This is a genomic window from Gammaproteobacteria bacterium, from assembly GCA_034522055.1.
Classification (GTDB): Bacteria; Pseudomonadota; Gammaproteobacteria; order JAABTG01; family JAABTG01; genus JAABTG01.
Window position 1 is genome coordinate 2,524,846 of sequence record JAXHLS010000002.1, and the last position, 19,801, is coordinate 2,544,646.

At 66.6% G+C, this 19,801-nt stretch carries 19 protein-coding genes; 5 read left to right on the forward strand and 14 right to left on the reverse strand.

From position 1 onward, the window contains the following. Positions 1–126 precede the first annotated feature (126 nt). Both U5S82_12310 and U5S82_12315 read right to left on the reverse strand, forming a co-directional pair. Positions 127–1,908: a sodium:solute symporter family protein gene (locus U5S82_12310; protein ID MDZ7752426.1), complete on the reverse strand. Its 1,782-nt coding sequence runs from the start codon at positions 1,906–1,908 to the stop codon at positions 127–129. A gap of 10 nt (positions 1,909–1,918) precedes the next feature. Further along, the gene (locus U5S82_12315) at positions 1,919–2,173 is read right to left on the reverse strand and encodes a DUF4212 domain-containing protein (protein MDZ7752427.1); all 255 of its coding nucleotides are present in this window, start codon (positions 2,171–2,173) and stop codon (positions 1,919–1,921) included. A 238-nt stretch (positions 2,174–2,411) separates the two neighbouring features. On the opposite strand from U5S82_12315, the gene U5S82_12320 reads away from it, so the two are divergent. Continuing rightward, positions 2,412–3,284: an NAD(P)-dependent oxidoreductase gene (locus tag U5S82_12320; protein MDZ7752428.1), complete on the forward strand. Its 873-nt coding sequence runs from the start codon at positions 2,412–2,414 to the stop codon at positions 3,282–3,284. Between the two features lie 349 nt (positions 3,285–3,633). Here the strand turns inward: U5S82_12320 and U5S82_12325 are convergent, their stop codons facing one another. Further along, a complete protein-coding gene (locus U5S82_12325; GenBank protein ID MDZ7752429.1) occupies positions 3,634–3,999 on the reverse strand; it encodes a sulfur globule family protein in 366 nt (121 codons plus the stop codon). 217 nt (positions 4,000–4,216) lie between these two features. On the opposite strand from U5S82_12325, the gene U5S82_12330 reads away from it, so the two are divergent. Then, a complete protein-coding gene (locus U5S82_12330) occupies positions 4,217–5,164 on the forward strand; it encodes a DnaJ C-terminal domain-containing protein (protein ID MDZ7752430.1) in 948 nt (315 codons plus the stop codon). A 95-nt stretch (positions 5,165–5,259) separates the two neighbouring features. Then, entirely contained in the window at positions 5,260–6,663 is a 1,404-nt protein-coding gene (locus U5S82_12335) for a DegQ family serine endoprotease (protein MDZ7752431.1), read from the forward strand. Positions 6,664–6,722: 59 nt separating this feature from the next. Here the strand turns inward: U5S82_12335 and rmuC are convergent, their stop codons facing one another. After that, the gene (gene rmuC / locus U5S82_12340) at positions 6,723–8,162 is read right to left on the reverse strand and encodes a DNA recombination protein RmuC (protein ID MDZ7752432.1); all 1,440 of its coding nucleotides are present in this window, start codon (positions 8,160–8,162) and stop codon (positions 6,723–6,725) included. A gap of 135 nt (positions 8,163–8,297) precedes the next feature. Between rmuC and U5S82_12345 the strand changes: the two genes are divergently transcribed. Then, a complete protein-coding gene (locus U5S82_12345) occupies positions 8,298–9,140 on the forward strand; it encodes a transglutaminase-like domain-containing protein (GenBank protein ID MDZ7752433.1) in 843 nt (280 codons plus the stop codon). A 36-nt stretch (positions 9,141–9,176) separates the two neighbouring features. Here the strand turns inward: U5S82_12345 and U5S82_12350 are convergent, their stop codons facing one another. The 9 genes from U5S82_12350 to U5S82_12390 all read right to left on the reverse strand — a co-directional run bounded on the left by U5S82_12350 (position 9,177) and on the right by U5S82_12390 (position 17,114). Next, positions 9,177–9,593 carry a response regulator gene (locus U5S82_12350; protein ID MDZ7752434.1) on the reverse strand — a complete coding sequence of 139 codons (417 nt, stop codon included), beginning with the start codon at positions 9,591–9,593 and terminating at the stop codon, positions 9,177–9,179. Between the two features lie 7 nt (positions 9,594–9,600). Beyond that, the gene (locus tag U5S82_12355) at positions 9,601–10,152 is read right to left on the reverse strand and encodes a sigma-70 family RNA polymerase sigma factor (protein MDZ7752435.1); all 552 of its coding nucleotides are present in this window, start codon (positions 10,150–10,152) and stop codon (positions 9,601–9,603) included. A 193-nt stretch (positions 10,153–10,345) separates the two neighbouring features. Further along, complete coding sequence (locus tag U5S82_12360; protein MDZ7752436.1) at positions 10,346–10,498, reverse strand: DUF5989 family protein; 153 nt, start codon at positions 10,496–10,498, stop codon at positions 10,346–10,348. Beyond that, positions 10,498–10,911, reverse strand: coding sequence for an SxtJ family membrane protein (locus U5S82_12365; GenBank protein MDZ7752437.1), 414 nt, complete (start codon positions 10,909–10,911; stop codon positions 10,498–10,500). Before U5S82_12365 ends, U5S82_12360 begins: the two co-directional genes overlap by 1 nt. A 20-nt stretch (positions 10,912–10,931) precedes the next feature. Next, complete coding sequence (locus tag U5S82_12370) at positions 10,932–12,773, reverse strand: carbamoyltransferase (protein MDZ7752438.1); 1,842 nt, start codon at positions 12,771–12,773, stop codon at positions 10,932–10,934. A gap of 268 nt (positions 12,774–13,041) precedes the next feature. After that, positions 13,042–14,985 (reverse strand): bifunctional metallophosphatase/5'-nucleotidase, encoded by a 1,944-nt coding sequence (locus tag U5S82_12375; GenBank protein ID MDZ7752439.1) that lies wholly within the window; start codon positions 14,983–14,985, stop codon positions 13,042–13,044. 158 nt (positions 14,986–15,143) lie between these two features. Beyond that, positions 15,144–15,794: a DNA oxidative demethylase AlkB gene (alkB, locus tag U5S82_12380; GenBank protein MDZ7752440.1), complete on the reverse strand. Its 651-nt coding sequence runs from the start codon at positions 15,792–15,794 to the stop codon at positions 15,144–15,146. Continuing rightward, a complete protein-coding gene (locus tag U5S82_12385) occupies positions 15,791–15,952 on the reverse strand; it encodes a 2OG-Fe(II) oxygenase (GenBank protein MDZ7752441.1) in 162 nt (53 codons plus the stop codon). The genes alkB and U5S82_12385 overlap by 4 nt, the downstream gene beginning before the upstream one ends. A gap of 166 nt (positions 15,953–16,118) precedes the next feature. Beyond that, positions 16,119–17,114: an IS110 family transposase gene (locus U5S82_12390; GenBank protein ID MDZ7752442.1), complete on the reverse strand. Its 996-nt coding sequence runs from the start codon at positions 17,112–17,114 to the stop codon at positions 16,119–16,121. A gap of 510 nt (positions 17,115–17,624) precedes the next feature. On the opposite strand from U5S82_12390, the gene U5S82_12395 reads away from it, so the two are divergent. Next, complete coding sequence (locus U5S82_12395) at positions 17,625–18,248, forward strand: endonuclease (GenBank protein ID MDZ7752443.1); 624 nt, start codon at positions 17,625–17,627, stop codon at positions 18,246–18,248. A 110-nt stretch (positions 18,249–18,358) separates the two neighbouring features. Here the strand turns inward: U5S82_12395 and U5S82_12400 are convergent, their stop codons facing one another. Next, positions 18,359–19,666 carry an NAD(P)/FAD-dependent oxidoreductase gene (locus U5S82_12400; protein ID MDZ7752444.1) on the reverse strand — a complete coding sequence of 436 codons (1,308 nt, stop codon included), beginning with the start codon at positions 19,664–19,666 and terminating at the stop codon, positions 18,359–18,361. Positions 19,667–19,801: the final 135 nt, after the last annotated feature.

Here is a 19,801-nt window from a genome sequence, read left to right on the forward strand (position 1 = left end):
CGAAATACGCGAAAGGCGCGAAAAGAATATAGGAAAAAAAACAGTTCTTGACACCGTGTACGCGCCTTTGCGGTGAAAAAAAGCCCCGCCGGAGCGGGGCCTCAGGGTCAGGAACGGGGCCTGCCGTCAGTGGGCCGTGGCGGTGCCGGCGCCCCTGGGTACGCGGATGTCCTCCACCAGGTGCTGGATGTGCTCCGGCGGTGCCTGGGTGACCTTGGATATGGCGATGGCCACCGCGAAGTTGATGAGGGCGCCGACGGCGCCGAAGGACTCCGGCTGGATGCCGAACAGCCAGTACTCCGCGGTGTTGGGCAGGTTGTTGGTGCCGGGAATGAAGAACCAGCCCTTGTACACGAAGATGTAGACCACCGTGGAGGTCAGGCCCGTGAGCATGCCCGCCACCGCCCCGACGTTGTTCATCTTCTTGTTGAAGATCCCCATCATCAGGGCGGGGAAGATGGACGATGCCGCCAGCCCGAAGGCCAGCGCTACCACCTGGGCCGCGAAGCCCGGTGGATTCATGCCCAGATAGCCCGCCACGATGATGGCGCCCGCCATGGCGATACGGCCCGCTCTGAGTTCGTTTCGCTCCGAGATGTTGGGCATGAACACGCCCTTGAGCAGATCATGGGAGATGGACGACGAGATGGCGAGCAGCAGACCCGCGGCGGTGGACAGGGCGGCCGCCAGACCGCCCGCCGCCACCAGGGCGATGACCCAGTTGGGCAGGTTGGCGATCTCCGGGTTGGCCAGCACCATGATGTCCCGATCCACCTTGATCATTTCGTTGCCTTGCCAGCCCCACTGCTCCTCCGCCATGGCCGCGAACTCGGGGTTGCCGTCGTTGTAGTATTGGATGCGGCCGTCGCCGTTCTTGTCCTCGAAGGCGAGCAGGCCGGTGGTCTCCCAGGTGGCCATCCATGCGGGCCGGTTCTCGTAGACCAGGTTGGCCTCGGGCTGGCCCACCGGCCCCGTCTGCACCGTCTCCATGAGGTTCAGGCGGGCCATGGAGCCCACCGCGGGGGCGGTGGTGTAGAGGATGGCGATGAACACCAGGGCCCAGCCGGCGGAGAAGCGGGCGTCCCGCACCTTGGGTACGGTGAAGAAGCGGATAATTACATGGGGCAGACCCGCGGTGCCGATCATCAGGGACAGGGTCAACAACACCATGTTGAGCGATGTCCCTTTCTGATCCGTGTACTTGGCGAAGCCCAGCTCCGTGACCACCTGGTCCAGCTTGTCCAGCATGAATGTATTGCTGTCGGCCATGGTGCTGGCCAGCCCGAGCTGGGGTATGGGGTTGCCGGTGAGCTGCAGGGAGATGAACACCGCCGGCACGGTGTAGGCGAAGATGAGCACGCAATACTGGGCGATCTGGGTGTAGGTGATGCCCTTCATGCCCCCCAGCACCGCGTAGATGAACACGATGGCCATGCCGATGAGGACGCCCACCTCGAACTCCACCTCGAGGAAGCGGCCGAAGGCCACGCCCACGCCCTTCATCTGGCCGATGACGTAAGTGACGGAGGCCACGATGAGGCACAGCACCGCCACCAGGCGGGCGGTCTGGGAGTAATAACGCTCGCCGATGAACTCGGGCACCGTGAACTTGCCGAACTTGCGCAGGTAGGGGGCCAGCAGCATGGCCAGCAGCACGTAACCGCCGGTCCACCCCATGAGGTAGACCGAGGCATCGTAGCCACTGAAGGCGATGAGCCCCGCCATGGAGATGAAGGAGGCGGCGGACATCCAGTCGGCCGCCGTGGCCATGCCGTTGGCGATGGGGTTCACGCCCTTGCCGGCGACATAGAACTCACCGGTGGTAGCGGCCCGGGCCCAGATGGCGATGCCGATGTAGAGGGCGAAGGTGCCGCCCACGAACAGATAGATAAGGGTCTGCAGTTCCATGGGAGGCTCCTCAGTCTTCGTGCAGGTCGAACTTGCGATCGAGGGCGTTCATGCGCCAGGCATAGACGAAGATGAGCACCAGGAAGGTATAGATGGAGCCCTGCTGGGCGAACCAGAAGCCGAGGCCGACGCCGCCGAGGCGTATGGCATTCAGTGGCTCCACGAGAATGATGCCGAACAGATAAGACACGGCAAACCAGATGACCAGCAGGATCGTGACCAGTCGTATGTTGGCCTTCCAATAAGCTTTCGCGGAATCACTCATAGCCGGTGCCCTCCTCAAGGCTGATGTTCTGATTTTTGCGCTGTCCTGAGTCTATCCTTCGTTCCTCGGTACGCCCGTCGTTGTCGTGTCCCGTGGTCCCGTGGCGGTAGGGCTTTGTAATCCAGTTTTGTCATGGTTGTCAAAATGTTACCTTTACTTATTAATAATATGCTTTTGTGGCTTGAGCGGACTGCCGCGGTCGTACACGGGCCGGCGGGCACCGGCGTCGGGAGGTGACATGCGTATCACTGTGCTGGGGATGGGATTGATGGGGGCCGCCATGGCGCGGCGGCTGGTGGATACGGGCCACGGGGTGACGGTATACAACCGCACCCCGGGGCGGGCGCAGCCCCTGGCCGCGGCGGGCTGCAGGGTGGCCGCGGATGCAGGGGAGGCGTTGCAGGCCGGGGATTTCATCATCCTCGCTCTGGCGGATGCCACGGCCATCGAGGCGGTGCTGTGGGACGGTCACGACGAGGGACATCTGACGGGTCGCGTGATGATCCAGATGGGCACCATCGGCGCCCTCGAGAGCCGGGCCCTGGATGAACGGGTCAGGGCGGCGGGCGGGTCATACCTCGAGGCGCCGGTGCTCGGCAGCATTCCCGAGGCGACGGCGGGTACCCTGCTGGTGATGGCCGGCGGCACGGCTGAACTGTTCCAACGCTGCCTGCCCCTGTTCGAGGTCCTCAGTCGCGCGCCGGTGCACGTGGGGGAGGTGGGGCAGGCCGCCACCATCAAGCTCGCTCTGAACCAACTCATCGCCTCCCTGACCACTGCTTTCTCCCTTAGCCTCGGCCTGGTGCAGCGGGAGGGCATCGAAGTCGAGACCTTCATGGGCCTGCTGCGGGACAGCGCCCTCTATGCGCCCACCTTCGACAAGAAGCTGCCGCGCATGCTGGAACACGAATACGCCAATCCCAACTTCTCGGCCCGCCACCTGGCCAAGGACATTCGTCTGTTCTCGGAACAGGCGGCCGCCGCCGGTCTGGATGCGGCCATGCTGGACGGCGTGGCCGCGGTGGTGGGACACACCATCGCCGCGGGCTTTGGCGATGCGGATTACTCGGCCCTTTACGAGGGTGTTACCGGCGGCGTGGACGCCACTTGAGTCCAGACCGGCCGCTGGTCTTGCCTCCGGGGCAATTTCGGGGGCTTGGGGTCGGAGGATGAGGGGCGGGCGGATAGGTTTGCGGGTCGTCGTGGACGGGGTTTAACGTGAAAGTCGCGAAGCACGAACTCCCCCTCTCCCTCTGGGACAAATCCGTCGGGAACGGATTTGAACGCGCCTTGGCGCGGCCCGCAGGGCGAAGGGCAGGATGCCCGGAGTACAGGGATGGGGTGAGGGAACGAACATGGCGATAGGCGCTCTTATTTCATCATCTTGGGCGGCGCGTATCGCCATGAGAGTTAACGCGGCGCGCGTGACGTCACGCGCGCCGCGCCTGGGTGCATCTATTTTACTGGTTGGAGGAACCCTGGGGGGCGCTGGGGGCGGCCGGATAGCCACCGTAGGCTGGGGCCGGGTGGCCGCCGTAGGCCGGGTAGCCACCATAGCCCGGGTAGCCGCCATAGCCCGGATAACCGTAAGGACCGTAGCCGCCATAGTAGGGGGCGCCATAACCGTAGCCGCGACCAGAGCCCCGGCCGCTGCCGGTCCAGCTCATGTTGCCGCTTCCGAACATGTCACCGAGGCCGTCTCCCCAGCCACTCCAGGGGCCGCCGCCGTAACCTGGGCCGCCCCACCATGCATTGGCGGACTGCAGAGGCAGAGCGGCGGCGCCGAGGATGGTGGCGACTGCGGCTGCTTTAGCGAGTGCTTTCATACATCTCTCCTTAGTCTTATAAACAGCAAAACAGATAGCAGACTGACGTGTTCGACCGCCCACCGCGACCCCGAACGAGCGGGTGGACGATCCAAATCAAGTTTCGCACCGCTAGTAAGGTGATTCAACTCTGCCGTTGATCTGAATCCCCAGGTCGGGGTGCGAAACGTGTACGCGCCGGCTTACCTTGAGGCGGAGCGCGTGATAGAAATGCGCCATGGAATATAAAGACTATTACAAGACCCTCGGCGTGGACCGCGGTGCCTCCACGGCCGACATACGTGCCGCCTACCGGCGGCTGGCCCGCAAGTACCACCCGGATGTCAGCAAGGCCGCCGATGCGGAGGCCCGCTTCAAGGCCGTCAACGAGGCCCACGAGGTGTTGAAGGATCCCCAGAAGCGGCGCGCCTACGACCAGCTCGGCCGCGGCTGGCAGTCCGGTCAGGATTTTCGTCCCCCACCCGGGTGGCAGCGCCGGACCCAGGCGGGCGGCGGGCAGGCCGGGTTCAACGGCGCCTCCTTCAGCGATTTCTTCGAGACCCTGTTCGGTGGTGCCCCGCCCCGCGGGGCCCACGGACCGCGGGATGGTGTTTACGCCCAGGCGGGCGAGGACGAACGGGCGAAGATACTGGTGAGCCTGGAGGATGCCTACCACGGCGCGGTGCGCACCCTGCAACTGCAAGTGCAGGAGATCGGTCCGGGGGGGCAGGTGGTGAGCCGCACTCGTGCCCTCAAGGTGAGGATACCCCCGGGCGTGACCCAGGGCCGGCAGATCCGGCTCGGTGGCCAGGGCGGTCCCGGCCTTGGCGGTGGCAGCCCCGGGGACCTGTACCTGGAGGTGGACCTGCAACGCCATCCCTATTACCGCGCCGAGGGCCGCGACATCTACCTCGATTACCCCGTCGCCCCCTGGGAGGCGGCTCTCGGCGCCACCCTCAAGGTGCCCACCCTCGGGGGAGAGGTGGACCTCAAGATCCGTCCGGGTTCCCAGAGCGGCCTGAAGATGCGCCTCAAGGGCCGGGGGCTGCCCGGCGAGCCGCCGGGGGACCAGTACCTGGTGCTGACAATCGTCACGCCCCCCGCCGCCGACGAGCGGGGCCGTGCCCTCTACGAGCGCATGGCGCGGGAGATCCCCTTCGATCCGCGCTCCCATCTCGGGCGTTGATCCGGGCCGTGGCCGCCAACACATGAGTCCCAATACATGAGTCCCAAAACATGAGTCGAGGAACACGAACCGAGGATGAGACGATGAATCCCGCCATGCGCTACCACCCTGGAAAGAACCGCCCCCACCACGCCCGGCGCCCGGCCCGTCGGCTGCCGGCTCTGCTGGCGGTGCTGGCCTTCGTCACCGCCTCCACCGTGGGGGCGGCCCTGCCCGCCGCGGTGGATGGCGAGCCTCTGCCCTCCCTGGCGCCCATGCTGGAGCGCGCGGTGCCGGCGGTGGTGAACATATCCACCCGCACCGAGGTGCGTCGCGAGCTCAGCCCCCTGTTGCAGGACCCCTTCTTCCGGCGCTTCTTCGACATCCCCCGGGAGCGCTCCAGGAAACGCCACAGCCTGGGCTCGGGGGTGGTGGTGGATGCCGCCGAAGGCTACATCCTCACCAATCACCATGTCATCGACCGCGCCGACGAGATCACCGTGACCCTGCAGGACGGGCGTAACCTTCAGGCGGAACTGGTGGGCCACGATCCCGAGACCGACATCGCCGTAGTGCGGGTGCCGCCTGAAGGCCTCACCGCCCTGCCCCTGGCGGACTCCGATGACCTGCGGGTGGGGGACTTCGTGGTGGCCATCGGCAGCCCCTTCGGCCTCGGCCAGACGGTGACCTCGGGCATCGTCAGCGCCATGGGGCGCAGCGGCCTGGGCATCGAGGGCTACGAGGACTTCATCCAGACCGATGCCTCCATCAACCCGGGCAACTCCGGCGGTGCCCTGGTGAACCTGCGGGGCGAACTGGTGGGTATCAACACCGCCATCCTGGCCCCCGGGGGCGGCAACGTGGGGATCGGCTTCGCTATCCCCGCCAACATGGCGCGGGAGATCATGGCCCAGTTGGTGGAGTATGGCGAGGTACGCCGGGGTTATCTCGGCGTCACCGCCCAGGACCTCACGCCGGAGCTGGCCACGGCCTTCGGCCTGGAGTCGCGCGACGGCGCCGTCATCACCGAGGTGGCCACGGGCTCCCCCGGCGCCGAGGCCGGCCTGCGGCCCGGCGACGTCATCGTCGCGGTCAACGGCCGCCGGGTCAGCAATTCCTCCGATGTACGCAACACCGTGGGTCTGGCCCGCCTCGGCCAGGAGGTGGCCATCGAGTTCCTGCGTGACGGGGCCCCCATGACCGTCACCATGCGCTCCCGTGCCCCGGAGCCCGAAGGCACGGCCGGCGCACAGTTGCACCCGCGGCTGGCGGACGCGCGCTTCGCCGAGGTCGACGTCGGCGGCGACGGCCGTGACGCGGTGCGCGTCGGCGTGCTGGCGGTGGAGCAGGACGGCGCCGCCTGGAACTCCGGGCTGCGGCCGGGGGACATCATCCTGGCGGTGAACCGCCAGCGGGTGGGTGGGCTGAAGGCCATGGCGCGCGAACTCGCCGGTAGCGGCGACACCTTCTCCCTGACCCTGCAGCGGGGCAGCAGGATCCTGCGTATCGTACTGAGGTAGCTGAACGCCGATTCAATCTGTTCTTTATCGAATCGGCACTGGCCTGGTGAGACGCCCTGTCAGGCCCCGTCGCCGCTCCCCGGGGCCGCCCGGGGCAGGGCGGCGGCCTCCTCCGCGCCCTCCAGCTCCACCTTCTCGATGCGCTCGAAGCGCTCCGCGATCTTGCCCGCCGAGATGTGCACGTCCTTGACGTCGCTGTGGGCCTGGCCGATGTGGCGGGCGAGATTGTCCATGCGCTTGCGGAAGCGCTCGAAGTCGCGGCCCAGCCATGACAGGTGGTCCTGGATGATATGCACCTGGCGACGGGTGGCGTCGTCCTTGAGCACCGCCCGCGCGGTGTTCAGTACCGCCATCATGGTGGTGGGGGAGCACATCCACACCCGGGAGCGGTAAGACAGCTCCACCAGGTCGGGGTGGTGGGCCTGGATCTCGGCGAACACCGCCTCCGCGGGGATGAACATCACCGCGCCATCCGCCGTCACCGTGGGTAGGATGTAGCGCTCGGCGATGTCCTTGATGTGGCGTTTCACGTCCTGCTTGAACTGGCGCCCGGCCGCCTGGCGCTCCGCCTCGGGGGCCGTTTCGTCCATCATGCGCTGCCAGGATTCCAGGGGGAACTTCGAATCCACTGCCACGTGTCCGGTGGGGTCGGGCAGGAACAGGATGCAGTCCACCCGCCGGTTGTTGGGCAGGGTGTGCTGGAGGGCGTAGCTGCCCTCGGGCATCACGTTGCCGACCAGGGCGGACAGCTGGACCTCCCCCATGGCGCCCCGGGAGCGCTTGTCCGACAGCACCTCCTGGAGGCTCACTACGTTGCTGGAGAGTTCGGTGATGCGCTTCTGGGCCTCGTCGATGAGGGCGAGGCGCTGCTGCACGTCGGCGAATACCGCGGTGGTCTTCTCGAAGCCCTCGGCGAGGCGTTTCTCCACCTGGCCGCTGATGTCCCGCAGGCGCTCGTCGGTGGAGCGGGTGAGGCGGTCTACCTGCTCGCTGACCGCCTCGCCACTGGCCTTGACCGCCCCGGACACCTGCTCCTGCATGGCGCGGGTGCCCCGGCTGAGGCTGTCATGCAGGACCTTGAGGCCGTGGCTGTCGCGGCGTTCGGCCCGCTGCTCGTAGTCGGCCAGGCTGCTCTTCACCTGGTCGTTGAGGGCCGCGAACTGGCGGATGAGGTGATTCTGCAGTTGCCCCAGGGCCTTGATCTGGGTCGCGCGATTGGCGCCGAAGCCGCGCTCCAGGGCCGTCGTGAGCTCGCCGCGGTGGGCCGCCAGGTGCTGGTCCATGCGGTCCATCTGGGTGGCCAGGGCGCGCAGGGCATGGGCCTGCTCGTGCTGCCGGTCACGGGCCTGCTCCAGGGACGCCTCCAGGCGTTCCAGCGCCCGCTGAGCGTCACGCCGGGCGCGGCCATGGAACACCGCCAAGGCCGCCACCAGCGCCGCCACCAGCGCCAGCGGCACTAACGCCGCCAGCCAGGGCAGGAGGGGGTGCTGGAGATCCATCAGGGCGTCACCGCGCAGGTGAGAATTGTCACGGGTTTTGACGGTTGAATCAGGGGAGTCACCACCATCTAATAGTCAATATCGACGTTCGCCGGTATCTTGCCGACCTTGGGGCCAATCTTGACGCCTACCGCTATGAACAAGCAATTACCCGAACAGCTGCGAAACCTGGTTTCCAGTGGGGAAGAAGGGCTCGACCTCGCGGCCGGGGCGTTGCTCATTGCCAGCCTGGAGTACCCGGAGCTGGATGCCGGGCGCTACCTGGCGGACCTCGACCGCATGGGCCGCGAGGTGAACGAGCTGGCCGGGTCCGGTGCCGCGCCCCTGGATGCCCTGCGCGCCCTCAACCGCTATCTGTTCGAGCAGCAGGGTTTCGCCGGCAACCACGCCGATTATTATGACCCCCGCAACAGCTTCCTCAACGATGTGCTGGAACGCCGCACCGGGATCCCCGTGACCCTGTCGGTGGTGTACATGGAGGTGGCCCGTCGCGCGGGGCTGGAGGTCGACGGCGTGCCCTTCCCCGGCCATTTCCTGGTGAAGCTCACCCTGGAGGAGGGCGAGGTGCTGCTGGATCCCTATTCCGGCGGGGTGTCCCTGTCCCTGGAGGACGTCGAGGCGCGGCTGGCGGCCCTGGGCGGCGGCGGCCAGGAGGCCCGGCACGCCATCCCCGAACTGCTGAACGCCGCCTCCAAGCGCGATATCCTGCTGCGCATGGCCTCCAATCTGCGGGTCATCTACCGCAACAACGACGACTATCCGCGCCTGCTGGCCCTGTCGGAACTGCTGCTGGTGCTGGCACCGGATGATGCCGAGATCTACCGTGACCAGGCGCTGTGCTACGAGGGGCTGGAGTATCCCGCCGGTGCCTTGAAGGCCTACCGGCGCTATCTGGAGCACGCCGGCGAGCCACGGGACCGCGATGCCGTTCGCGAGCGCATGGTGGAGTTGGGGGCCGTCGCCGGCAACGTGCACTGAAGGCACGCCCCTGGGGCGGTGACTCTGGGGGGCGGCTCAGCCCGCGGTCTGGGGCTGGTAATTGGGCAGGGGGCCGTCCGCCATGGACAGCCCCTCCGCCAGCCGTGCCAGGGCCGCGTCCAGCTCCATGAGGGAGATGGGCTTGCGCAGCAGGTCGATGGCGCCCCCCTCCAGGGCGGCCCGGCGCACGGCGGCGTCGTGGACTCCACTGATCATGATGACGCCCATGGTGGGTGCCGCCTCGCGCGCCGCCCGCAACACATCGAGGCCCGTGCCGTCCGGCAGGCAGTAGTCCAGCAACGCGGCGCTGAAGGGCCGGTCCTGCAACAGGTACAGGGCCTCGCGACAGGTGCGAGCCCCGGCTATGCGGTAGCCCGCTTCCTGCAGGTGGAGGCCGAGGATGGCATTGAGGGACAGGTCGTCATCCACGATGAGGATATTGTGTTCATTCATGGTGACCTCAGGCGGCCGTTTGGAGGCCGTAATCCGACTCCAGGAGTTCCCGCAGCTTGTGCTTGGCGCGGAACACCCGGGTCATGACGGCGCCGCGGGAGATCCCCATGATACGGCCGATCTCCTCGCAGCTGTGGCCGCCCAGCACCTGCAGTTCCAGGGGCTCGCGGTACTCGGGGGAGAGGGTCTCCAGGGCGCGCCGTAACACGAAGGCCTCGGTGCTCTTGTCGTCGCCATCGAAGCCGGCCACCCGTTCGACCTCCATGTCGCTGAACTCGGGGCGGTAGCGCTCGTAGAGGCGGGCGTGTTCGCGGCGCACGATGGTCATGAGCCAGGACTTCACGGCCTTGGAGTCACGGATGGAACTACGCGCCCGCCATGCCCGCAACAGAGTCTCCTGCACCACGTCCTCGGCCACCGCGCGGTCGCGGGCCAGCCACAGGGCGTAACGGAACAGGTCCCGGGAGTAGGTGTCCACCAGGGTCTCGAACTCGGCACGGGTGACATCCGGGGGAAAGGGCGCGGTGGCTTGCTCGATTTGGGCGGCACAGGTGGACATGGCGGTTCTCCGGTCACGGGCCCCCAACGGGCCGGTCACTCTCAGTAGAGCAATCGCCATGCCATTAATTAACGCATTGATATATTTAGGTATTTAATTTTTTAGAGGCAAGGATAACAACGAATCGTTACATCGATGTGCGGCGGCGGAGGTAACGAAACGTGACATTCACACCGGCATCATGCCCGCCGCTTCAGAACAGGGTATAGATGAAGGGCGCCACCGCCGAGCCCTGGGCGAACACCAGCAGGGCGCCGAGCAGCACCAGCACGATGATGATGGGCAGCAGCCAGAACTTCTTGCGCTCGCGCATGAAGGCCCACAGGTCCTGCACCAGGTCGAGCATCAGAAGGGGCGCTCCAGGTTCTGTTTGACGGGTTGCCGGCCGGGTTGCCGGTAGCTGGTCCGGCCGGGCTCCAGGCGCCGCGCCATGGGGTCCCGGAAGAGCCTCATGGCCACGCCCACCGGCACGAGTATCAGGGAGAATGCGAGGCCCAGGACGAGGCGGGTATTCACCCACCCCAGGGCATGGGCGATGCGCAGCCACAGGCGCTGGACGGGGGCCAGCCGCCGGGGCGCCAGCAGGGCGCCGAGGGCGAACACCGCGGCCACCGGCCACGGCCACAGGGGCCAGGCGAGGCCCCACAGCCAGGGGATGAGCAGGCCGAAGACGAGGCCCACCATGGCCGCCATGAGCAGGCCGAAGGCGCGCAGTTCCGAAGGCGTGGGGGGAGGGGTTGTGAGCGGGCGGGCGACCATGGCGGGATTATCCCAGATTCCTAGTCCGGCTCCAGTTCCTCCCGCCATGTCTCGTCCCCTTCCAGGGGCGGCTGGTCGGTCTTGGCCAGCAGCAGGCCCTCCACCACCAGATAATCTATCTCCGTACGCATGAAGCAGCGGTAGGCATCCTCCGGGGAGCCGACGATGGGTTCGCCCCGCACGTTGAACGAGGTATTCACCAGCACCGGGCAGCCGGTACGGGCCTCGAAGGCCTCGAGCAGCCGGTAAAAGCGCGGGTTGGTGTGCTCGTGCACCGTCTGCACCCGGGCCGAGAAATCCACGTGGGTGACGGCCGGGATGGTGGAACGGGGCACCTTGAGCCTGTCGATGCCGAACAGGCCCGCGGCGTCCTCTTCGGGAGGCAGGCGCCGTGCTGCGGCCACCGGGGCGACGAAGAGCATGTAGGGGCTCGCGCGGTCCAGCTCGAACCACTCCCCGGCACGCTCCGCCAGCACCGCCGGAGCGAAGGGGCGGAAGGACTCGCGGTATTTGATCTTGAGGTTCATCACCGACTGCATCCGCGGCGAGCGCGGATCGCCGAGGATGGAACGCCCCCCCAGGGCCCGCGGGCCGAACTCCATGGGGCCCTGGAACCACCCCACCACCGCGCCGTCTGCCAGCAGGGTGGCCACCAGCGGCAGCAACTCGGCATCGTCTATGGCCTCGGCCACCGCGCCCATGGCCTCCAGACGCTGGGCGGCCTCGGTGGTGGAGAAGCGCGGCCCCAGGTAGGCGCCGGCCATGGCGTCCCCGGCTATGGGTTGATGGCTGCCGTCATGCACCTCGTGCCAGACCACCAGGGCCGCTCCCAGGGCGCCCCCGGCGTCCCCCGCCGCCGGCTGGACCCAGATGTCCTCGAACACGCCGGCGCGCAGCAGCTCGCCATTGGCCACGCAGTTGAGGGCCACGCCCCCCGCCAGGCACAAGTGCTCCGCGCCCGTCTCGGCCCGCAGGGTACGTCCGAGGCGCAACACCACCTCTTCCGTCACCTTCTGGATGGAGGCCGCGATATCCATGTGGTGGCGGGTGATTGGGGTCTCCGGAGTGCGGGGCGGGCCACCGAAGAGGTCATGAAAACGGCCATTGGTCATGGTGAGGCCGGTGCAATAGTTGAAATAGTCCATGTTGAGGCGGAAGGTGCCGTCCGCCTTCAGGTCCAGCAGCCGCTCCAGGATGACGTCCACATAGCGGGGCTCACCGTAGGGTGCGAGGCCCATGAGCTTGTACTCCCCGGAGTTCACCCGGAAGCCGGTGTAATAGGTGAAGGCCGAGTAGAGCAGGCCCAGGGAGTGGGGGAAGTCGATCTGCCACAGGGCCTCGAGGCGCCGGCCCGCCCCCAGCCATGCGCTGGTGGTGGCCCATTCGCCCACCCCGTCCAGGCATAGTACCGCCGCCTTCTCGAAGGGGCTGGGATAGAAGGCCGAGGCGGCATGGGCCTGGTGGTGCTCCGTGAACAGCAGGGGCGGCAGGGCTTGCTCCTTCACTCCGGCCAGGGCGGCGAGTTCCCGCTTGAGGGTCTTCTTGAGATACAGCTTGTCCTGCAGCCATACCGGCATGGCGGCCACGAAGGACCGGAAGCCCCGCGGCGCATAGGCCAGGTAGGTCTCCAGCAGGCGCTCGAACTTCACCAGGGGCTTGTCGTAGAACACCACTTGGTTCACATCCGTGAGATGGATGCCCCGGGACTCCAGGCAGAAGCGAACGGCCTGACCCGGGAAACGGGCATCGTGCTTGCGGCGCGAGAACCGCTCCTCCTGGGCCGCCGCCACGATGACCCCGTCCTCCACCAGCGCCGCCGCGCTGTCGTGATAGTAGGCCGACAGGCCGAGGACGGTGGTCATGGGTGAATAAACAGAATCGCGTATCCCGAAAAATATCTATTCTACCGTCAAATTCAATCCCCAGGACCCCCGTGCGCTGTAGGTCGGGCTGTAGGTCGGGCTTCAGCCCGACAGCCCGTGGTGGGAATTCCAACCCGACGCGGGGCACATGCGGCGGGGCCAAATGTCGGGATGAATCCCGGCCTACATCCGTGCCACAGGAACAGGCGGTGGCGATGTATCGGTCGGTCGGGCTGTAGGTCGGGCTTCAGCCCGACAGCCCGCTTCCCTACTCGCTCAGGCGAATCACCCGATTGGGGTTGGCCGGGTCGTCCGGCAGGCTGACGTTGCCCCCCAGGACATCGACGATATAGCCCTCGAGGATGGCCTGCTCCCCTACGGTGGTGGCGCCTACCACCGTGGCGGCGGCGAAGGCGGCGAAACCGTCGCCGCCGGTGGCGGTGAAGCTGTTGGTGGCCAGCACGAAAATCTCCGCCAGGGCCGTGGCGTCTGCTGCGCCGTCGCTCACCAGTTCCACCACCGTGCCGTCATGGCGGGTGATGGTCAGGCCACGCACCCGGGAGGGCACGGTGACGCTGGCCTGGCCCTCGATGGGCGCAAAAGTGGTGTCGAAGGCCAGCACCATGCCCGCGACCTGCGGGAACCGGCCATCGGTGAAGGTGGCCCGGCTGACCGAGTTCTCCATCGCCGCCAGCACCTGGTCACCGCTCATCTCCAGCACCGTCAGAGTGTTATCGAAGGCCAGGGCCGCCTGGACGGCCAGGCGGATAATGCTGGGGCCCTCTATGGTGTCGCGGATGCCGCCGCCGTTCTTGAGGGCCATGTCCACCGTGGGGAAGCCGTTCTGCTGGGCCCCCCAGATGGTGGAGTCGGCGGCCAGGTTGCCGAGATTGGTCTCGCGGCTGCGCACGTCTACTCGCTGGCCATTGAGGGGGAAGTCAGTCGTGCCCACCACGAAGAAGGCATCCCGGATCAGCGTCGTCTGCTTGAGGGCATCGAGGATGCTGGCCACCATCGCGTCTGGCGTGAGCTCCGACGCCCCCACCAGGGGCTCCAACTCATCGATGGCCGCCGCCGTGGTGGCCACCGGCCCGTTACGGAAGTCGCCCCAGTCGGCGATGCGGCCACGGCGGTCGAAGGTGACGAACAGGTTGCCGACGTAGCGGAATTGCTGGTCGCTGTTGACCACCAGCACCGTGTTGCCCTCGCTGTCCACCCGCACGGTGGGGTAGTCCGCCTCGGCGGAGTCCTCGGGGCGCAGCAGATTGAAGGGGCCCTCGGCCACGGGCCTGGCCATGAAACCGGTGGAACCGGCGGCGACGATGATGTCGATGCCGCGCAGGCTGCCGGCCGACAGGGGATCGCCCGTGAAGTCCTGGGCATGGTCCAGCAGGATGATGCGGTTCACCCCCCGGCCTTCCAGCAGGTCCACCTGCTCCAGGACCTGGGACACGGCGGACACCAGGGGCTGGTTGGTGGCGGGGTCACGGCCGCCGACGAAATCGAGGCCGGGTAGGGTGGTGTCCGGATCCTCGATGACATTGAAGAAATCCGCCGGCGCGCGGCCGATGAGGCCGATGCGCTGGCCGCCGCGCACCACCACGCAACTTTTGACCACCTTGCCACGGTTGGCGAGGCAACTGCCGCCATCCCGCCCGCTGCGGATGGCCGGTGTGACCGGGTCCAGCTCCACATTACCGAAGTCCAGGTTGGCGGCGACGAAGGGGTAGTCGGCTTCCCGCAGCATGACGGCGAACTCGTCGATGCCACCGTCGAACTCATGGTTCCCCATGCCGTTGGCGGCAAGCCCCATGGCGTTGAACATCATGATGTCCCCCAGACCCGGCGCGCCGAAGGCTTCTTCGGAGGCCCGATGGAACGGTCCCGGTATGGTGTGGTCGCCGGCCGTCAGGTGCAGAGTGGGGATGCACTCCCGGCGGGAGACCTGCTTCAGGCCCTTCACCACGGCAGAGTAGTTGAGGGCCTTCTCTTCCAGGGTGTTGGGGTCCTGGAAGGACGATTCGTTGTCCGAGCTGTGCAGGATCTGGAGGCTGCTGCGGTAGTTACGGATGCACTCGCGCACGCGCAGGGGAGGCTGGAGTTCGCTCAAGAGACTGCCCAGGCTGGCGTTGTCGCTGACCACGCCGCCATGGGCCAGGCCCGGAACGCCGACAATGGCGGCAACGGCCAACATGCTCACGGTACCTTTCATGGATTTACCCTCCCCGGGGCTGAAATGGAATGAGGGAGGTAGGCTAGGCGGCGGGCCTTGCAGTTGCGCGACGGCAGCGTGAACTTTCGTTGACAACCCGGCCGGGGCGATGTCGCTGATTCCGCTCGAGCCCGGCGTGATACTGCCGTAGGGTGTTGCTATCCGGCGCGGCGGAGGGTGAGGTTGATGCGGCTGGCGCCGGCGAAAGGGTGCATTCCATCCGCCAATGCGGCCACGCCGTGATAGCGCAGCCGCGCCGGGCCGCCCCAGACCAGCACGTCCCCGTGGGACAATGGCAGCCGCCGTGGCCGGTCGGCACGGCGTTCGCCGCCGAACAGAAAGACCGCCGGCAGACCCAGCGACACCGACACGATGGGCGCGCGGAAATCGCGCTCATTCTTGTCCTGGTGCAACGATAGCCGTGCGCCAGGATCGTAGCGGTTGATCAGGCAGGCATCCGGCTCGAAACCGGCGAAGCCCGCATCCCTGGCCGCGGTTGCGGCCAGTTCGCGGACGGCGGCGGGCATAGCCGGCCAGGGCTCGCCCGTTAGCGGATCGCGTGGGTCGTAGCGGTAGCCGCGGCGGTCGCTGACCCAGCCCAGTGGGCCGCAGTTGGTCATGGCCACCGACATGGTCCGCCCGCCCGGCGTTTCCATGTGACGCCAGGGCGCGGCCGCGGTCACGGTATCGATGGCCGCGCGCAGCGCCGTCTCGTGCCCGAGGGCAAAGCCTTGCAGCCGCAAGGCCCCCGGGGCCAGGGTTTCCGCACCGCTGGCAGATGCGGCGAACAGGTCCGGCGTGTGGCTCATGCCGCGTCGTGGAACATCACGCCCGGGCTGTAGCGTGCGCCGGCGTGCAGACGGCTGACACCATGCCGAGTATGCAACCGGTGATAACGGCCACTGCTGCCGGCACCGCCGTCACGGTAACGTACGGGGCCCATCTCCATGCCCATGCTCATATCCATGCTCAGGGTTTCGGCGGAGGGCGCATGCAGGCGGATGCAGGTCATGGGTGAATAAACAGAATCGCGTGTCCCGAAGATCGCCCATTCTACCGCCAAATCCCAGCCCCAGGATCCCCGTGCGCTGCAGGTCGGCCTGCAGGTCGCGCTGTAGATACTCCGTTTCCTGTCAAGCGGTTTGGAGATGCTGATCGCTAAACAGCTTGGAGGAGTCGAAAGGCTGATCATGCTGCATGCAGGCCCAGATTCCGGTGAGGTACTTGCGCATGACGGCGCACAAGGCTTGGATCCGCTTTTTGCCCCGGGCCACCAGAGCGTTATAGAACGCCTTGGCATACGGGTCATGCACGATCGCCACCATCGCTGGCATGTACAGGGCGCTACGCAGGTAGGCATTGCCGGTCTTGGCTAGGCGCCCGGGTCGATGGACGCTAGAGCCCGACTCATGCAGGCGCACGTCCAGCCCAGCATGACGAGCGACTTGTTTGGCCTTCAGGTCCCTGGGCAGTGTGGATAGCTCGGCCAGCAGAGCCAGGCTGCTGGCTGCCGCGAGGCCGGTGGCGGCACAGAGATGGGCCTGATGTTGCGCCAGCTCGGGGGTCTGCTGGATCAAGTCCTGGGCCGCTTGTTGCACCCGTTCGATGCGTTGGTCCAGTTGAGCGATGCTTTCCTCGGCATCCTCGATCAGCAGGGCTGGCGTGCCCCGTTGCGCCTTCAGGGCGTGCAGGTGGTTCTTGGCCTGGGTCCGCGCGTCCATTAGGCGGTTGAGATGCCGGCCGAAGTCGCGTAGGGCCCGATAGGTCGATGGCGGCGGGGTCCAGCGCCTAGGCGTCATGCGTTCGGCGTATTCGGCCAACAGGGCGGTGTCGAGCGGGTCGGTCTTACTGCCGCGCAGCGTAATTTCGGCGAAATGCCGGAAGCTGCGCGGGTTGATCACGGACACCGGCAGCCCGGCCTCGTGCAGGGCCAGCGCGAGGTCCAGGTAGTAGATGCCAGTGGCCTCCAGCACGATGCCCGCCGGTTGCAGCGCCTGCAGCTTGCGGATCGCCTGGGCGTGACCTTGGGCAGTCTGTGGGAAGGTGTAGACCTTACTGTTCTTGCCGTCACGACGGCAGAGCAAGTCGAAGGAGCGTGCGGCGACATCAATGCCGATATAAACGCTCATCGTTGTTCCTCCTTTCCCTTCTGGGGTCGGTTGCGTCACACTGATCACCGGTTCCCCGACCTCGCATTTCTTGCCGGTTCGACCTTGTGATACGAAGTCCAGCCAGGCTGGCTTCCCGATACTCCTCGAAATCGGCAATGAGGCGGGGAGCCCATCTACGCGCGAGGTCAGAAACTTCCTGCCTCCAGGTCGGGACGGCTTCCCCGGTGTCTGGCAAAAAACCTAACATGCCAGATAACTCCAACATACAAGGTCGGGCTTCAGCCCGACAGCCCGTCGGCGGGGATTCCGGCCCGGCGTAGGGTGCATGGAGCAAGGCCAAATGTCGGGATGAATCCCGACCTACATCCGTGCCGGAGGACCAGGCGGTGGTGGTGTATCGGTCGGTCGGGCTGTAGGTCGGGCTTCAGCCCGACACCCGGCTTCAGCCCGACATCGCCCCACCCATCCCCTGGGGTATCATGCCCGCTTCACGCAAACGGCGGCGCAGTCGAGAGAAAGGGAGGACTCATGAGAATCAACAAGCGGTTGCTGGTGGCCGTGCTGGTGGTTCTGCTCGGACCCGGTGTCCAGGGGGCGGAGAAAAGCTACCTGGACAACATCCCCATATTCTGGCGCAACCTCTACCCCGACGGCGGCACCACCCTCTACTGCGGCGAACCCTTCAAGCCCTTCGACCGCCGCGTGAATATCGAGCACGTGTTCCCCATGTCCTGGGCCACCCGCCACCTGGGGTGCGGCAACCGCGACCGGTGCCGGCGCACCAGCCGGTTGTTCAACCGCATCGAGACGGACATGCACAACCTCTATCCTGCCCTGCGGGACATCAACGAGGCCCGCGGCGCCCAGGCCTTCGGCATCATCGACGGCGAGCGCCACCTGCGCCGCGGCTGCGACTTCGAGGTGGACTCCGGGCCCCGCCGGGTGGAGCCCCGCCCCGCCGTGCGCGGCGACATCGCCCGCGCCATGCTCTATATGGAGCACCGCTACGGCCTGCCCCTGTACAAACGCCAGCGCCGCCTGCTCGAGGAGTGGCACCGTCACGATCCCCCCGACGCCATGGAGCACCGCCGCAACCGCCTGATCGAGGCCCTGCAGGGCCAGGCCAACCCGTTCATCGAAGGGAATGAATGAGCCCGTCGGGTGCTCCCGTCAACCGCCGGGTACCGAAGGGTTGCGCCAGCATGGCGATGCGGAGCTTGGGACGCGGCCATGGGGTGCCCCTGGGGCACCCCGGTGTCCCGTCAGTGCAGCTTGATCTCCGGGTGGACGCTGGCCCGGAACAGGTGGGAGATGCTCAGCATCAGGGTGCGATAGAAACCGAACAGGGCCAGTTGGTGCATCTTGTACAGGGACAGATACACCATCCTGGCGATGAAGCCCTCCACCATCACCGCACCGCCCAGGCCCCCCATCAGGTTGCCCACCGTGCTGTAATGCCCCAGGGACACCAGCGAGCCGTAGTCGCGATAACGATATGCCGGCAGGGGCCTGCCCTTGAGCCGCTTGCGCAGGGCGCGGTACAGATGTGAGGCCTGCTGGTGGGCGGCCTGGGCCCGGGGCGGCACCAGGCTGTCCTTTTCCGGCCAGGGGCAGGCGGCACAGTCGCCGAAGGCCAATATGTCGTCATCACGCGTCGTCTGTAGGGTGGGGCGCACCACGAGCTGGTTGCTGCGGGTGGTTTCCAGGCCGTCGATATCGTGGAGAAAGTCCGGCGCCTTGATGCCGGCTGCCCACACCTTGATGGCCGCCGGGATGAACCGGCCGCCATCGGTGCGCACCCCCCGCTCCGTGACCTCGGTCACCCGCTGCCCGGTGATGATATCGATTCCCAGCCGGCTCAGTTCGGCGCCGGTGGCCTCGGACAGACGCTCGGGTAGTCCGGGCAGGATGCGCTCGGCCGCCTCGACGATGCTGATCTGGATGGCGTTCGGCGTGATGCTGTCCAGCCCGTAGGCCCGGAACAAACGCGAGACCTTGTGCAACTGGGCGGCCAGCTCGATGCCGGTCGCCCCGCCGCCGGCGATCACCACGTCGAGTTGGCTGAGCCCCAGGGGCTGCTTCTGGGCATGGGCATGGATATAGGATTCCAGCAGCCGGGTCTGGAACCGCTCGGCCTGGGCCTTGGTATCCAGAAGCAGGCAATGCTCATCCACCCCCGGGATGCCGAAATCGTTGCTCACGCTGCCCACCGCGATGACCAGGGTGTCGTAGCCGAAGGTACGGCGGGGGATGATCTCATGGCCCTCGGCACTGTAGGTGGGCGCGACGTGGATTTCCTTCTTCTTCCGGTCCAGCCCCTCCATTCGCCCGAGGCGGAACTGGAAATTGCTCTTCGCCCCCTGGGCCAGGTATTCGAGCTGATTCTCGTAGGAGTCGAAAGTGCCCGCGGCCACCTCGTGCAGCAGGGGCTTCCAGACATGGGTCCGGTTGGCGTCCACCAGCGTGATATCGGCGCGCCCGCGTTTCCCAAGCTTCTTCCCCAACCGGGTCGCCAGTTCCAGCCCCCCGGCGCCGCCGCCCACCACAACGATGCGATGGTTGTCCTTCATGGGAGTTTCGCCATCATTCGGTATATCGGCCACATATCGGCTACGGTCGGGCGAGGAGGAATACGAGTCAAGGCGGCTAAAGTTGGGAGCCCATGATAGCCGCAACCCACGCAAATGGACGCAGGTAATCATACG

Bases quoted from the DNA above. Each gene is read 5' to 3' on its own strand.
- U5S82_12345 (MDZ7752433.1), top strand. From the start codon at position 8,298: ATGAACAAGCAATTACCCGAACAGCTGCGAAACCTGGTTTCCAGTGGG.
- U5S82_12330 (MDZ7752430.1), top strand. From the start codon at position 4,217: ATGGAATATAAAGACTATTACAAGACCCTCGGCGTGGACCGCGGTGCC.
- U5S82_12370 (MDZ7752438.1), bottom strand. From the start codon at position 12,773: ATGACCACCGTCCTCGGCCTGTCGGCCTACTATCACGACAGCGCGGCG.
- U5S82_12375 (MDZ7752439.1), bottom strand. From the start codon at position 14,985: ATGAAAGGTACCGTGAGCATGTTGGCCGTTGCCGCCATTGTCGGCGTT.
- U5S82_12355 (MDZ7752435.1), bottom strand. From the start codon at position 10,152: ATGTCCACCTGTGCCGCCCAAATCGAGCAAGCCACCGCGCCCTTTCCC.
- U5S82_12360 (MDZ7752436.1), bottom strand. From the start codon at position 10,498: ATGCTCGACCTGGTGCAGGACCTGTGGGCCTTCATGCGCGAGCGCAAG.
- U5S82_12335 (MDZ7752431.1), top strand. From the start codon at position 5,260: ATGCGCTACCACCCTGGAAAGAACCGCCCCCACCACGCCCGGCGCCCG.
- U5S82_12310 (MDZ7752426.1), bottom strand. From the start codon at position 1,908: ATGGAACTGCAGACCCTTATCTATCTGTTCGTGGGCGGCACCTTCGCC.
- U5S82_12400 (MDZ7752444.1), bottom strand. From the start codon at position 19,666: ATGAAGGACAACCATCGCATCGTTGTGGTGGGCGGCGGCGCCGGGGGG.
- rmuC (MDZ7752432.1), bottom strand. From the start codon at position 8,162: ATGGATCTCCAGCACCCCCTCCTGCCCTGGCTGGCGGCGTTAGTGCCG.
- U5S82_12395 (MDZ7752443.1), top strand. From the start codon at position 17,625: ATGAGAATCAACAAGCGGTTGCTGGTGGCCGTGCTGGTGGTTCTGCTC.
- U5S82_12385 (MDZ7752441.1), bottom strand. From the start codon at position 15,952: ATGGATATGAGCATGGGCATGGAGATGGGCCCCGTACGTTACCGTGAC.
- U5S82_12325 (MDZ7752429.1), bottom strand. From the start codon at position 3,999: ATGAAAGCACTCGCTAAAGCAGCCGCAGTCGCCACCATCCTCGGCGCC.
- U5S82_12315 (MDZ7752427.1), bottom strand. From the start codon at position 2,173: ATGAGTGATTCCGCGAAAGCTTATTGGAAGGCCAACATACGACTGGTC.
- U5S82_12320 (MDZ7752428.1), top strand. From the start codon at position 2,412: ATGCGTATCACTGTGCTGGGGATGGGATTGATGGGGGCCGCCATGGCG.
- U5S82_12350 (MDZ7752434.1), bottom strand. From the start codon at position 9,593: ATGAATGAACACAATATCCTCATCGTGGATGACGACCTGTCCCTCAAT.
- alkB (MDZ7752440.1), bottom strand. From the start codon at position 15,794: ATGAGCCACACGCCGGACCTGTTCGCCGCATCTGCCAGCGGTGCGGAA.
- U5S82_12390 (MDZ7752442.1), bottom strand. From the start codon at position 17,114: ATGAGCGTTTATATCGGCATTGATGTCGCCGCACGCTCCTTCGACTTG.
- U5S82_12365 (MDZ7752437.1), bottom strand. From the start codon at position 10,911: ATGGTCGCCCGCCCGCTCACAACCCCTCCCCCCACGCCTTCGGAACTG.